The organism is Kangiella marina (assembly GCF_039541235.1).
Lineage (GTDB): Bacteria > Pseudomonadota > Gammaproteobacteria > Enterobacterales > Kangiellaceae > Kangiella > Kangiella marina.
The window spans coordinates 65,262-79,774 of the sequence record NZ_BAABFV010000002.1; the positions used below are offsets into that span (position 1 = coordinate 65,262).

Below are 14,513 nucleotides of genomic sequence, written 5' to 3' on the forward strand. Positions count from 1 at the left end.
GTTGATATTAGGGTGTCTATACTAAGGTGTCGATATTAAGCTTCGTCGGGAGATTCGAAGTCTTGCTCTTGATTATCCATCAAGATCGTGACTTTTTGCTCAGCTTCAGACAATAGTTGTTGGCACTGTCTCGACAGCTTAACCCCTTTTTCGAAGACTTTCAGAGCATCTTCCAAGGGCAGCTCGCCGGATTCCAGTTGCTCGACGATCGACTCTAATTCCGTGAGTTGAGTTTCAAAGTTCGTTTTGGACGATTGTTTTGCGGGCACTTGTTTTGCAGACATAGGTCTTCACGAAGAATTCATTAAGGCCTGCTATTGTCCTATATTGTGACTTAAAAGAAAAGTAACTGGCCAAGATCCTGGTAGCCTTGCTCAGTTGCGGCTTGCGTGGTCCTTGGCTACTATGGACTGATTGTGCGTCACAAATATTAACATTAACAACTAAAATCAAAGAGTGAAGATGTAAACCCATCATGAGCAGTAGTCAGTATCAAATACAAGGTGAGGGCTCTCAAGCAGCCTTAATCCTCTGTGGCGACTGGACCATTCAACACAATGGTGGTGCCGCTGATGAGATTGTGAGCTATTTTAAGCGCTCACCCTTTGCGACTGTAGACGGCAGCGCGCTCGAACAGTGGGATAGCGCTTTGATCAGCTTACTGCTTCGTATCGACACCCTAGCCAAGGAATCGTCCAGCCACCTTGAGTACCAATCATTTCCAAGTGGTGCTTTAGAGTTATTGCAATTGGCCAACAAAGTCCCTGAGCGACAGGGTGCAGGTAAAGATAAAACCAAACCTACGATACTGGCGAATATCGGCGATAAAGTACTTACCGATTACCGTGAGGCGCTCGGGTTCTTCTTTTTCTTAGGTGAGAGCGTTAAGAGCTTTTACCGGTTACTCAGAGGGCGTGCGCGCTTTCGAGCAAGAGACTTAAGGGAGATCCTCTCTGACACTGGGCCTGAAGCTCTGCCTATCGTGACTTTAATCAGTGTGCTGGTGGGGATTATTTTAGCCTTTGTCGGCGCAGTTCAGTTGAAACAGTTCGGTGCGGAAGTTTATGTCGCGGATTTGGTCGGTATTGCCATGGTACGTGAAATGGGCTGCATGATGACAGGGATCATTATGGCGGGGCGAACTGGCGCAGCTTTTGCCGCGCGCATCGGTACCATGCAGGTCAATGAAGAGATCGATGCCTATAGAACCTTGGGCATTTCACCGATGGACTTTATCGTCTTACCCCGAATTCTTGGGCTGATTATTATGATGCCGTTATTGTGCCTCTACGCCAATGTATTGGGTATTTTGGGTGGTGCCATGATCAGTATTGGCGCCATGGGACTGACGTTTACCGAGTATTGGAATCAAACGGTTAATGCGATTGATATGACTGATATTAGTTTAGGGCTGATCAAAGCCTTTATCTTTGGCATCGTTATCGCGATTACTGGGTGTATGAACGGAATGCTCTCAGGGCGAAGTGCTTCTGCTGTGGGTAATGCTGCAACGTCCGCTGTGGTCGCTGGAGTGGTCTTTATCATTGTCATCGATGGGCTGTTTGCGATTGTGACCAGTTTGTTGGGGATTTAACCATGGCCGATAAACAGTCCAGCAAGAGCGCGATTAAAACCGAACAACTGACCATGGCCTACGGCGATTATGTGGTGCAGAAGAACCTGACCTTCGACATTAAGCCTCAGGATATTTTTATTATTATGGGCAGTAGTGGTTGTGGCAAGAGTACCTTGCTGAAGCACTTTATCGGCTTAAAAGAGCCCGCTGAAGGGCGAATTTTGTATCAATCTTCTACTGTGGCGGGACGGCAGTCTGACTATATTGATTTCTGGCAGTCTGAAGAAAGCCAGCGGCAGCAATTAATGCAGCGTTGCGGAGTGCTGTACCAAAGCGGAGCTTTATGGAGTTCAATGACTTTGGCTGAGAATATCGCTTTGCCGCTTGGTGAATATACGGATCTTCCGGAGCGAGACATTATGCACTTGGCCTCGTTAAAGTTAGCTTTAGTCGGGCTTAATGGCTTTGAGGATTATTACCCCGCGGAGATTAGCGGCGGTATGCGTAAGCGCGCAGGGTTGGCTAGAGCATTAGCGCTAGAGCCGGATATTTTGTTTCTGGATGAGCCGTCGGCGGGGTTAGATCCGATTAGCGCTCGACTGTTGGATGACCTGATACTACAGTTAAGAGACAACTTGGGCTGTACCTTGGTGGTCGTGACCCACGAACTGGCCAGTATTTTTACCATTGGTAATAATTCGGTATTTCTTGATGCAGAAACGAAAACCATGCTGGCTACTGGCGATCCCAACGAACTGGTGAAACATTCAGAGCACGAAACCGTTAGAAAGTTTTTAACCCGTGGTGATGGTGAGTGAGAGCGGCAGTGAGAAAAGCAAGAGCGAATAAAGAGAGAGTGAATAAAGCGACGGTTATACCGGTAAGGAATAATGAATCATGAGCAATAAATCGCAATCCACAGCAATCGGTGGCTTCGTCTTAGGCGCTATTGTATTGCTGGTTGGCGCTATAATGTTTTTTGCTAAAGCTCGATTTAACGAGCCAGTGAACCAGTTTGTGATGTTTTTTGATAGCTCACTGGCGGGGCTGGATGAAGGTTCACCAGTGGTCTTTAAAGGTGTCAAAGTTGGTATTGTTAAAAAAATCGAGGTCGTCTCAGATCGCGAAAGTCTTGATATCTATACGCCGGTTTACGTCAATATTTATCCTGATAGCTTCAAAGGTCTGAATGGGCACGCTGGCGAAGCAGATATGAAAGACATTACCAATCGTATTGTGGAAAAGGGCTTAAAAGGGACCTTAGAAACTCAAAGCTTGGTTACCGGCAAGATGCGTATTGCACTAGAGTTTCGCCCTGAAGTGCCGCTTAAACGCAAAGGAATTATTAAAGACGTTACCGAGTTCCCAACTGCGCCTAGTGCCTTAAGTGTTTTTGCTGATGAAGTGTCGAAGCTGCCGCTGGCAGATATTGCACAAAATATGAATACCTTGCTGGAAAATGCCAATACCCTGATTACCAGCCCGGATATGGACAGTAGCCTAAAGAATTTGAATGAAACCATTAGTCGTTATCGCGAAGTGGCGGAAACTTTCAACACAGAAATTAAACCGGTGGCTGATGAGTTTAAGCAAACCATGGACGAGTATGAGGATTTAGCGAAAAACTTGAACCGTTCCGTTCCTGAGATGGTTGGCAGTATGGAGAATAGCTTTAATGCACTAGAAAAGGTGCTCGCCGATACTCAAAAGTTGGTGGCCTCTATCGATCATTCCTACGGTCAAGACTCAGAATTGCAGTATCAGCTGAACCAAACGTTAAATGAAATATCGAAGGCTGCGCACTCGATTAGCGTATTGACCGATTATTTGGAACGTCATCCGGAAGCACTGATTTATGGTAAGGATAAGCAATGAAATATCTACTGATTACTTTAATGACGGCGTCTATGCTGCTAGTAAGCGCTTGTTCAACCCGCTCGCCAAACTCAAACTTTTATTTGTTGGAGAATGAGCTGACTAAGAGTGAGCGAACAGGGAGTCTTCGAGTGGGATTAGGCCCAGTGTCGGTGGCGGACTATTTACAAAAGCCACAAATAGCCATTCGCACTCAAACCAGCCAGATTATTTTTTCCGAGTTTGACCGTTGGGCTTCGGACTTAAGAGGGCTCATTATCAGCGCTTTACAGCATGATTTGGGCAATGAGTTGAACACCAACAATGTATTTGAGTTCCCCTGGCGCAAGTCTGATCAAGTCGATGTCTCGGTTCAATTGGACATCAAGCGCTTTGATGCCAGCTTTGAGGAATCATCGGCTTATTTAGAAGCGAAAATGGTGCTATCGCGCACGGATGGTCAGTCGGTTGCCCGAGCTTTCGCTTTAACTGAAAACATAGAGCGAAATTCGTATGCTGCCGCGGTATCTGCGGAGCGTCGCCTACTGAAACAATTGGCACAGCAAATTGCGGCGATTATTGAGCAGCAATAATCTTGCTTTTTGAGCCAAAGCCCCAATTATTAGGCTAATAGCTATCGCATTAGCCTTTAAATCTCGTTAAAATCACTGGCTTGCGAAACGAATACGCCTGAGCTGAAAGCCTGCGTTTGGGCGCACAAGCCTGTGGCTTGATTTAATCAACTTGATACTGTGTGAGCAATTCCAATATGTCTGAGACAAATTCAACGGAAAAAACCACTGAAAATTCAACACCGACCAACTTTATTCGTAACAAGATCAACCAAGATCTTGCTGAGGGTAAAAATGATGGTCGTGTGCACACGCGTTTCCCACCAGAGCCAAACGGTTATCTGCACGTTGGGCATGCGAAATCGATTTGTTTAAATTTCGGGATTGCTGAAGATTACCAAGCGCCATGTAACTTGCGCTTTGATGACACCAACCCGGCGAAAGAGAGTGAAGAGTTTGCTCGCTCTATCGAGGCCGACGTTAGTTGGCTAGGTTTTGAGTGGGATGGCGAAGTTCGTCACTCGTCGGATTATTTCGATGAGCTTTATCATTTTGCTGAAGAGCTGATCACCAAAGATTTGGCCTATGTTGATGAGCAGCCTGCCGAAGACATCGCGAAAAACCGAGGCAATTTCCAAACACCGGGCAAAAATAGCCCCTATCGTGAGCGCCCAGCGGAAGAAAGCTTAGAGCAGTTCCGCAAAATGAAGGCCGGTGAGTATGCTGATGGGCAAATGGTATTACGCGCTAAAATCGACATGTCGCACCCCAATATGTTGATGCGTGACCCGGTGTTGTACCGAATTCGTCGTCTGCATCATATCCGTACTGGTGACGAGTGGTGCATCTACCCGATGTATGACTTTACCCACTGTATTTCTGATGCGATCGAAGGCATTACCCACTCGCTGTGTACGCTTGAATTTGAAGTTAACCGTCCGTTGTACGACTGGGTACTAGACAATATTGATGCGCCAGCGCGACCACAACAGATTGAATTTTCACGATTAAACCTAGCTTATACCATTACTTCAAAGCGTAAGCTGACGCAATTAGTGGATAGCGGCAAGGTTGATGGCTGGGATGATCCACGTATGCCGACTATTGCCGGTATGCGCCGCCGAGGCTATACGCCGCAGTCGATCCGTGATTTCTGTAAAGCGGTTGGGATCAGTAAGGTCAATAGCGTCAGCGACATGACGCTGCTGGAAGATGCGGTACGTAACGACTTGAATGATACGGCTGAGCGTCGCATGGCGGTGCTGGACCCGATCAAAGTCATTATTACCAACTACCCTGAAGATAAAGAAGAAATGCTTCAGGGAATGAATCACCCGAAAATCGAAGATATGGGCACACGTGACTTGTCCTTTACTCGTGAGCTGTACATAGACCGCGCCGATTACCGTGAAAGCGCCAATAAAAAGTACAAGCGGCTGGTTAAAGACGGCGAGGTACGTTTGCGTAACGCTTATGTGATTCGTGCTGATGAAGCGATTTTGGACGATAATGGTGAAGTTAAAGAGCTTCACTGCACTTATGATCCGGATACCTTGGGTAAAAACCCCGAGGGCCGTAAGGTTCGAGGCGTGATTCATTGGGTTTCAGCGAAATACGCTAAAGAAGCGACTGTGCGTTTATATGATCGTTTGTTCAATGTGCCAAACCCTGGTGCCATGGATGATTTTAACGAGGCATTAAATCCAGAGTCATTGAGCGTCATTAAGGCTATGGTTGAGCCGAGTGTGGCGGATGCTGAGCCTGAGACTCGCTTCCAGTTTGAGCGTGAAGGTTACTTTACGACCGATCGTTATGAACACAGCGCAGACAGTCTTGTGTTAAACCGAACGGTGACTTTGCGTGATTCGTGGAATGGCTAACGTCTCAAAATAGACTAACCTATTGATTTTATTGGCTAAAGCTTTAAGGTTAGCCAATAGCAGGCAAAAGAAAGGCCAACCCTAGGGTTGGCCTGATTCTTTATGACTAACAACTCTTTAAAACACTCTTTAAACACTTACAAAGAAATTTACACGACAAAACTTTGTAGCAATTTCAATAACATGTATTTTAAAACTCTTCATTTAAGAAGAACAACAACAAAGAAATCTTATCCTTTCATAACTTTAGTCTGCAGTTTTTACAAATAGTTCAAATAAATAGTGATAAATTCGGTTGGAACATTGTTCTAATGGCGTTACTCTAAGTTACATACACCCAAGTTATTGATATTGTGAGTGATTATGAAACGTTTATTTAAATGGATTTTAGGCCTAGTCGGCACTTTTGTCGCACTTATCCTAGTCTTAGGCATCGTTGCAGTGATTTTCTTTAACAGTGACGAGCTTAAAAATCAGATCGTGAAGAAAGTAAAAGCAGAAACGACAGCGGATCTCGTCATTGAGCAGGAGTTATCGCTGGGCTTTTTCCCCTGGTTACAGATCGAAACGGGTGGTGTCACCCTGTCTCAACCTGCGACCTTCAAGAGTGATAAGTCACTGCTCAAGGTTGATCAAGTTGCGGCGAGCATTAAGTTGATGCCGCTATTGAGCGGTGATATCGAAGTCGGTTCGGTCGAACTTTCGGGGGCTGAGCTAAATTTGCTTCGTGATAAGGCGGGTCGCTCCAATATTGAAGCCATGGTTAACGCTAAAGGTAGCGAAGAGGCGGTCGCTGAAGAAGGCACGACTGACTCATCTCAACCAGGAGCCTTAAGTCTTGATAGTTTGTCGCTAAAGGACTTCACCCTCAACCAGTATGACTATAATCAACAGTTGAGTCAGAGCTTCCGCCTGACGAGTCTAGAGGTTAACGATTTTGAACCTGAAGCGGTAACACCAGTTACGGCTCAAGGTAGCTTAAAAAGTAGTGAGGCTCAGTCTGAGTGGGGAATATCCGGTGATTTATGGGTGGCGAAGGATTTTAAGCAGTTTAAAGTGAGCAAACTTGATGCCGAGCTAGAAGGGTTAAGTCAGCAGCTACAAAGCATCGGTTTAAGCGGCGACCTCGAGCTCAGCATGGAAGATAAAACCACCAAGCTTAGTCATGTGGGAGCAATGAATTTAAATGGACAGCCTATCGATCTTAAGTTGAATGCTGGCTTCAGTACTTTTAAAGATATTGATGTGACGCTAAGTGCCGAGCGTTTAGAGTTAGAGCAATTTCTAGCGGCAAGTGCTGGCGAAAAAGCGCCCAAGAAGTCCGGTGCTATGGATCTATCGCCGGTTGCTGATTTCTTGAAGCGTGCTCGAGTAAAGGGGCAGCTTGATGTTGGGCAACTGATATTGAAGAATGCGACCTTTAGTAATGTCTCGGCTAATTTAAGAAACAAAGGAACGACCTTGTTTTTAGATCCGTTTAAAGCGGATGCTTTCCAAGGCAATATGGAAACGATTGCCAGTGTGGACTTCGCATCAAAACCTTTGGCGTTATCGATTCAGCCAGACTTTGACAATATTCAAATAGGCGACTTATTGGCAGCGTTTTTTGAGTTGGATAAATTGTCAGGGCTGGGCGAACTCGATCTGAACATGAAGACCAAAGGTGCTGACGTCAAACAAATGCTACAGAACCTTAATGGTACGGGTAACTTAACCCTGAGCGATGGTGCCTTTAATGGTATCGATATTGCAAAGCTGGTTCAGTCAGGTTTGAGTTTGCAGTCGCTGAACAAGGAAAATTACAGTGGTAAGACAAATTTCGCTAACCTCAGCAGTAATATCAAAGCTAATCAAGGGTTGATCGAACTGCCTGATTTTCAATTGAACTCACCTGCGTTTGACTTGATTGGTAAAGCCTCGACCAATGCCAACAAAGAGACTTTGGCGGGTAATTTCCAGCTGGTGTTAAAAGGGAAGCTTAAGGAAGCGATGGAAGCGAAATATCCAAAGCTTAAAGATAAGAAGTTACCGTTTGAGCTAAAAGGCACTTGGGCTGAGCCTAAGGCGAGCATTGATATTGAAGCGATGTTAAAAGCTGAATATCAAGACAAGATCGATGACAAGAAAAAAGAGCTTGAAGATAAAGCGAAAGATGAACTCAACGATAAACTCGGTGATATCTTCAATCGTAAAAAAGACAGCGATAAGTAAACCCTTTTGCTACCGTTTGCATCAAAAGAGTAAATGGTAGCAATTATTGAGGTGTATGATGCAAACAGTAAATAAATGGTTAGGTGGAATCTCAGCTGTCGCTTTAGGCGTAGCTTCTATGGTCGTAGCGGCTGATGAAACGAAAACGTTTTCTCAGAGCTATGATTTCTTTAAGCACGGTAGTATCAACCTAGATAACATCAACGGTAGTATTGAAGTGAGCGGTTGGGATAAAGATGAGATCTTACTTGAATACACGATCACCGCGGATGATACTGATGACTTAAAAAATGTCAAAGTTGAAGTTGAGCACAGCGAACAAGATTTTGATGTGGAAGTGGACATTGAGTCAGGCGGTTTTATGAATTGGGGCGGTAACTCTGGCGAAGTGTCATTTCAACTAAAAGTACCGAAAGGTGTTAGTTTGAACTCAATCGAATCAGTCAATGGCAGCATTAAAATTGAAGGCGTTTCTGGTGAGATTAGAGCCGAGACCGTGAATGGAAAAATCGTTATTCGAAACGCGGCGCAGGATGTAAAGTTCGGCACCGTCAATGGTGATGTCGAAGTGCATCTTGACCAGCTACACAGTTCACACCGAATTAAAGGTGATACTGTCAATGGTGATATCGAAGTATACTTGCCAGAAAACGATGGCTTTGAACTTCGCACCGAAACGGTTAACGGTGATTTGAGCAATGAGTTCGGCATTAACGTTGATGAAGGTGAGTACGTTGGCGCTGACATGGACGGTAAGTATAAAAACGGTGGCGCTAGCTTAAAGTTCGATACGGTAAACGGTGATATCGACGTTCGGAAAAAGTAACGGCGTTCGTTATTTATTAATAATGAGTACTTAAAAAGCGGCCTTGAGGGTCGCTTTTTTTATGGGGTTGCCAGTTTGTGTAATATGGCGGTGTCGTTGCTAGGAAACTCCACAGTGTAGTTCAGCCAGTCGCCAATCCAGTGAAAGGTGGCTTCTGAGAAAAAGCTGATATGAGTAGGATCATTTTTATAGTGCCAATTGGCAAAGGCTTCGACCGATAACGGTCGTTTAGTCATGATGCCGAGATAGCCCTCGATTTTGAGGAGCTCGTCCAATAACTCAAGCTCTTTACGCGGCTGGGAAAAGTGTTCAATCGCTTCGGTGCAAGTAATAAAGTCATACTGTTGGTTTAAAGCGGTATTATCCTGATAGTAATAGAGGTCGTAATTACTCACTGTGTAGCCTTGGGACTCCAGCAGTGGTTGAATCGCCGGACCCGGGCCGCATCCAAAGTCTAGTCCAGAAGCGGCTTGAGGCAGCTTTTGAGTGAGCGGAGTGAGTAGTTTATTGAGGAATCGACGATAGCCCTCATCGTCAGGAGAGTTTTGGTGTAAATCATAGATCTTCTTTTCATCAGCTTGATTTAGATGGAATTCTGGAGACACAAAAATTAAATCACAACGCTTACAGATCTCGTAACGCCGATTTTTATCTTCAAAATACTGCTTTGTCTCGCTTGAGAGGCAAAGAGGGCAAGCGATAGTCATGATTTTACGTTAAAATGTCCCAAAATTTCGATACTGTATTTTAATGTCTTTAGTAACCTTACAACAAGTCGAAGTCGGCTATGGCGGCCCTGCGCTGCTAAATAAAGTGGACTTCACCATCGAGCCCGGCGAGCGGATCTGTATTATTGGCCGTAATGGCGTTGGTAAATCGACGCTGCTTAAAGTGGTTAATCGAGAAATTATTCCTGATGATGGCTCCCTGCGTTTTCAAGAAGGGGTGAAAGTTGCCAAGCTGACTCAGGAAGTCCCTTCTGATACTCATGGCTCCGTGTTCCAGGTGGTCTCATCTGGGCTGGGTCATGTCGGCGAGCTGCTCCAGCAGTTTCGTCAGTTGAGTGTTAGCACTGATGCCTCAGCGCTAGATCGGATGGCTCAGGTGCAGCAGAAAATTGAAGCCGAGGATGGATGGGCCATGGATCAGCGGGTTCAGTCGGTGATTAACCGGCTTGGGCTGGATGCTGATGTGGAGTTCGAAGCTCTGTCAGGTGGCATGAAGCGTCGTGTATTACTGGCTCAGGCATTGGTTGAGCAGCCTGATGTGCTGTTGCTCGACGAGCCAACCAACCACTTGGACATCGACTCGATTGAGTGGTTAGAAGGTTTTCTCAAAGCTTACAAGGGGAGTATTTTATTCATTACTCACGATCGACGGTTCTTAAAAAGTTTAGCAACACGAATCGTTGAAATTGATCGTGGAGAGCTAACGTCGTGGCCTGGGGATTATGACAATTACCTCCGTCGAAAAGAGGAACGACTCGCCGCAGAGGAAAAGCAAAACGCTGAGTTTGACAAAAAATTAGCACAAGAAGAGGCTTGGATTCGTCAAGGTATCAAAGCCAGACGGACAAGAAACGAAGGTCGGGTTAGGCGCTTGCAGGCTGCGCGTAAAGAGCGCTCAGAGCGCCGCAATCTTATTGGCAACGTTGATATGAAAGCGCAGAAGGCTGAATTGTCGGGCAAAAAAGTGATCGAAGCTTCAGCCATTAGCATGAGCTATCAAGACCGTCAGCTGATTGATGACTTTTCAACCTTGATCATGCGAGGCGATAAGGTCGGTATCGTTGGGCCTAACGGTTGCGGTAAATCGACTTTACTTAAAATATTGCTGGGGGATTTAAAGCCGGAGCAGGGCACGGTGACCTTAGGAACAAAGCTCGACATTGCTTATTTCGATCAGCACCGAGCACAGCTGGATGAGACAAAGTCTGCGATGGACAACGTCTCGGAAGGTAAAGACATGATGATGATTAATGGTAAAGAACGCCATGTGATCAGTTACATGCAGGACTTCTTGTTCACCCCAGAAAGAGCAAGAGCGCCAATTACAGCCTTATCCGGTGGTGAACGAAATCGCTTATTGTTAGCTAAAATCTTAGCAAAGCCTTCTAACTTGTTAATTCTCGATGAGCCGACCAATGATCTGGATATTGAGACGTTAGAGTTACTGGAAGACATGCTTGAGAATTATAGCGGCACTATGCTGCTGGTGTCGCACGACCGAGACTTTATTAACAACGTAGTCACTAGCAGTATTGTTTTCGAAGGTCAGGGTAAGGTTAAAGAGTATGTTGGTGGTTATGACGACTGGTTACGCCAAAGAAAAACCAAACAAGACTCTTCTTCTGGTGCCGGTGGTTCTCAGTCACAGCAGTCGAAAGTAAAGTCGCGCCGTAAATCTGCTAAGCTGAGTTATAAAGACCAGCGAGAATTAGACCAGTTACCGGCTGATATCGCTGATATCGAAAAAAACATTGAGCTGCTGCACACTGAGATGGCAGACCCTGAGTTTTATCAACAAGGTAATGATAAAGTGACACAAACTAGTGCCAATCTAGAAGCTTTAGAGTCGAAGTTGGAGCAATGTTTTGAGCGCTGGGAAGAGTTAGAAGCTAAAAAGGAAGCGCTGGAAAGCGAGGCGTAGTTTTAGCTGTAATGATGAATGCCACGTTGGCGGGTTTAAGTGGGTGATGATATGGCAAATGATGATTTTGATTTATTTAAGAAAGAGTTGGGTGGTGTTAAACCGATCAAAAATGATCGCGTGAATTTGCATAGCCCAAAAGATGAACCATCACTATCACAGTTAGCCCGCCAAGAAGCAGCCTTGGGGCGCAAGCCAAACCATGACCCTAATTATTTAAGCACTGATTTTGTAGCGCCTGTCGAACCAAACTCATGGCTGGAATATAAGCGTTCAGGGGTGCAAGAGGGCGTTTACAAAAAATTGAGGCTGGGTAAGTATGATATACAGGCTCAAACTGACCTCCATAGGCTCACCGTTAACGAGGCGCGTGACGAGGTTTTTTATTTCATAAAGGCATGCGTAAAACGGGGTAAGCGAACAGTATTAATTACTCATGGTAAAGGTGAAAGGAGCGTGCCTCAGGCTGTGTTAAAAAGCCACGTTAATCACTGGTTACAGCAACATGACTCTGTGATGGCTTTCCATTCAGCACAGCAAAAACATGGTGGTTTGGGCTCGGTGTATGTGTTGTTAAAAAAGAACGAGCTGGATAAGCAGCTGAACCGAGAAACCTATAATAAAACGGTTTAAGGACCAGAGAAATGGAACAGAAAGATAAGGTGCTGATTTTGACCGAAGAAACCTCGACCAACACTTGGCGTAAAACACGCAACTTACTGTTGTTACAGTTGAAGTTGTGGATTGATGCTTTGAGGGATTTCGCTTTAATGCCGATAGGTTTTGTTTGTTACTTGATGGATTTATTCAGTGACAGTAAGGACGACCACCATTGGAATAGGCTCATGAAGTGGGGCCGTCAGAGTGATCATCATATTAATTTGTTCCAACACAAATCATTCGACAAGAAAAAGTCCGTTACGGTAGATGATCTGGCGGATATTGTCGAGGATGTGTTGAAAAAAGACGTTAAGAACTCACAAAGTACTCAGCAGTTAGTCGAAACAATTAAGCAGCGTGTGAAAACGCAATTTCGTCAAGATTAAGGTATAAGGAACTTCAGGATGCGATTTTTTGTAGAGGTGTGGGGCTTATCCCTTTTTTCAATGTCAGCGCTGAAGGCGGAGCCCAAAGATGAGGGTTTTGCTGGAACGAATCCCCAAGTAGGAGAGTTTGCCACTTTGACATTAGAGAACGATCTCTTTGCAGGTAAAGATGGCGGTTACACAAATGGAATTGGTTTTAGCTGGGGCTATGGGCCTTATGATGATTATGCGGAGTCGAGTGCGCCTAGTTGGCTTGTTGGGCTGAGCGACATGCTGTTTATCCATACCTCCGATCCTAGAGAGAAAGCGGTGAGTTTCAGTATTTTCCAAGGCATGCAGACCCCGGAAGATATTCAAACCGAAGCGTTGATCGAGGATGACTTACCCTACGCAGGATTACTTGGCTGGCGCAGTACTTTATATGCTTGGGATAATGATGTGGCCGACCAGTTTTCGGTGGTGTTAGGTATCGTAGGACCGGCATCGCTGGCAGAAGATACACAAAAGATCGTTCATCGAATTACCGGCTCAGAGAAGCCACAAGGCTGGGACAATCAATTGCATAACGAGCTGGTGTTTAGCATTAATGGCCAACGCAGCTGGCGCTTTGATATGAGCAACGGAGAAGGTTTTGGGACAGACTTTCTAACCTTCGCAAGTGGCAGCATTGGAACATTTAACTCTGAGGTTTCAGCATCTGCTATGGTCCGTTATGGCTCAGGTCTCGCAGAGACTTTCCCTGCTGTCAGCATTTTGCCGGGGCGAGATATTAACCCGTTGGCAGGATCTAATACGGATCACTTCTATTTGTTCTTCGGTGCGCAGGCACGGTATGTTTTTAACGATATCTTTGTTGATGGTAATACTTTCCGTGACAGTCACTCGGTCACCTTAAAACATGAAGGTTTCACTCTTTCCACGGGAGCCGTTTGGAATTGGGAAAAGTGGGGACTGCTCTTTTCCATTGCTGAAACCAGCTCAGCATTTGAAGAAAGAAAAGGGCGGGGACGTTTTGGCTCACTGAGCTTTAGTTACCGCTTTTAGGTTTTAACTCAGGCTATTCCTCGTGGGGGCTGGGGTATCGAATTTTGTCGATCCACAGCCTTCGAGTTTCCTCTGGAAGTTTAACCACAACTTCATCGTCAATCATCTTACCCAATAAAGCTCTTGCCATGGGTGAGTCGACGCTAATGTATTCAGGTTTTACATCAAACTCGTCAGAGCCAACAATCCTGTACAGTGTTTCATCATTACTGTCGTCAATCACCGTGACTTCTGCGCCAAAAAATACTTTATCTTGAGTCTGTGGAGTGTGTTCAATGACTTGCATCTCTGCGGTGCGTTTCTGTAAGTATCGGACTCGACGGTCGATTTCCCTTAACTGTTTTTTGCGATAAATATATTCCGCATTTTCACTGCGATCACCCTCGGCCGCGGCTGCGTTGATGGCGCGAGTGACTTCCGGGCGAAGGTTTTTCCATAAATGGGCAAGTTCGTTTCGCAGCCGAGTAGCACCTGCTGCCGTGATCAGATTTGAGCGTTTCATCAGTGAGTTTTATAGCGTATCGTCGTCGCTTTCTTTGGAGTGTTCTTCAAGCTGTTTATTAATAGTATCAACACGCTTATTCATTTCGTCTTCAACAGCTTTGGCTTTATCCAGTTGCTGCTTTTTATAGTCGCTTAGCTCTGTTCTTTCTTCTGGCTCAGCGTTACAGCCCGATAATAGTAACACAGAGCTGATGCTTAGCAGGGCAATCAAGATTTTCATAAGTTTTTTCCTATAAAAAAAGTCATTATAAGAAGGGTGTGCTGTATCAACAACCGTTAGATTAGCAAACTTCAAGAAAAGGTAGAGAAAACTCACCAAAAAAGTGAAATATGTATGGTAATCATTCTCAT

The 14,513-nt window shown here is 45.2% G+C and carries 15 protein-coding genes; 11 read left to right on the plus strand and 4 right to left on the minus strand.

From position 1 onward, the window contains the following. Positions 1-35 precede the first annotated feature (35 nt). Entirely contained in the window at positions 36-284 is a 249-nt protein-coding gene (locus tag ABD943_RS08415) for an exodeoxyribonuclease VII small subunit (protein WP_345292751.1), read from the minus strand. 191 nt (positions 285-475) lie between these two features. Between ABD943_RS08415 and ABD943_RS08420 the strand changes: the two genes are divergently transcribed. The 7 genes from ABD943_RS08420 (at position 476) to ABD943_RS08450 (ending at position 8,919) form a co-directional block, all read left to right on the plus strand. Then, positions 476-1,594: an ABC transporter permease gene (locus tag ABD943_RS08420; protein ID WP_345292752.1), complete on the plus strand. Its 1,119-nt coding sequence runs from the start codon at positions 476-478 to the stop codon at positions 1,592-1,594. Between the two features lie 2 nt (positions 1,595-1,596). Then, a complete protein-coding gene (locus ABD943_RS08425) occupies positions 1,597-2,394 on the plus strand; it encodes an ABC transporter ATP-binding protein (protein WP_345292753.1) in 798 nt (265 codons plus the stop codon). Between the two features lie 79 nt (positions 2,395-2,473). Next, complete coding sequence (locus ABD943_RS08430) at positions 2,474-3,451, plus strand: MlaD family protein (protein WP_345292754.1); 978 nt, start codon at positions 2,474-2,476, stop codon at positions 3,449-3,451. Continuing rightward, positions 3,448-4,023, plus strand: coding sequence for a PqiC family protein (locus ABD943_RS08435; RefSeq protein ID WP_345292755.1), 576 nt, complete (start codon positions 3,448-3,450; stop codon positions 4,021-4,023). Before ABD943_RS08430 ends, ABD943_RS08435 begins: the two co-directional genes overlap by 4 nt. A gap of 176 nt (positions 4,024-4,199) precedes the next feature. Then, the gene (locus ABD943_RS08440) at positions 4,200-5,882 is read left to right on the plus strand and encodes a glutamine--tRNA ligase/YqeY domain fusion protein (protein ID WP_345292756.1); all 1,683 of its coding nucleotides are present in this window, start codon (positions 4,200-4,202) and stop codon (positions 5,880-5,882) included. A 363-nt stretch (positions 5,883-6,245) separates the two neighbouring features. Continuing rightward, positions 6,246-8,093, plus strand: coding sequence for an AsmA family protein (locus ABD943_RS08445; protein ID WP_345292757.1), 1,848 nt, complete (start codon positions 6,246-6,248; stop codon positions 8,091-8,093). Positions 8,094-8,148: 55 nt separating this feature from the next. After that, entirely contained in the window at positions 8,149-8,919 is a 771-nt protein-coding gene (locus ABD943_RS08450) for a DUF4097 family beta strand repeat-containing protein (protein ID WP_345292758.1), read from the plus strand. Positions 8,920-8,978: 59 nt separating this feature from the next. Here ABD943_RS08450 and ABD943_RS08455 read toward each other — a convergent pair whose 3' ends face one another. Then, positions 8,979-9,626 carry a class I SAM-dependent methyltransferase gene (locus ABD943_RS08455; protein WP_345292759.1) on the minus strand — a complete coding sequence of 216 codons (648 nt, stop codon included), beginning with the start codon at positions 9,624-9,626 and terminating at the stop codon, positions 8,979-8,981. A 43-nt stretch (positions 9,627-9,669) separates the two neighbouring features. Between ABD943_RS08455 and uup the strand changes: the two genes are divergently transcribed. From uup to ABD943_RS08475, 4 genes are read left to right on the plus strand one after another with little or no spacing between them, the layout of a single operon-like run. Then, positions 9,670-11,568, plus strand: a complete 1,899-nt coding sequence (gene uup / locus ABD943_RS08460) for an ATP-binding cassette ATPase Uup (protein WP_345292760.1) — start codon at positions 9,670-9,672, stop codon at positions 11,566-11,568. 51 nt (positions 11,569-11,619) lie between these two features. Further along, positions 11,620-12,201, plus strand: coding sequence for a DNA endonuclease SmrA (gene smrA / locus ABD943_RS08465; RefSeq protein ID WP_345292761.1), 582 nt, complete (start codon positions 11,620-11,622; stop codon positions 12,199-12,201). A gap of 11 nt (positions 12,202-12,212) precedes the next feature. Then, positions 12,213-12,614 (plus strand): hypothetical protein, encoded by a 402-nt coding sequence (locus tag ABD943_RS08470; protein WP_345292762.1) that lies wholly within the window; start codon positions 12,213-12,215, stop codon positions 12,612-12,614. Between the two features lie 18 nt (positions 12,615-12,632). Then, positions 12,633-13,658: a lipid A deacylase LpxR family protein gene (locus ABD943_RS08475; protein ID WP_345292763.1), complete on the plus strand. Its 1,026-nt coding sequence runs from the start codon at positions 12,633-12,635 to the stop codon at positions 13,656-13,658. 13 nt (positions 13,659-13,671) lie between these two features. Here the strand turns inward: ABD943_RS08475 and greB are convergent, their stop codons facing one another. Continuing rightward, on the minus strand, positions 13,672-14,160 hold the full coding sequence (gene greB, locus ABD943_RS08480; RefSeq protein WP_345292764.1) for a transcription elongation factor GreB: 489 nt from the start codon (positions 14,158-14,160) through the stop codon (positions 13,672-13,674). A gap of 9 nt (positions 14,161-14,169) precedes the next feature. Further along, a complete protein-coding gene (locus ABD943_RS08485; RefSeq protein WP_345292765.1) occupies positions 14,170-14,382 on the minus strand; it encodes a hypothetical protein in 213 nt (70 codons plus the stop codon). Positions 14,383-14,513 lie beyond the last annotated feature (131 nt).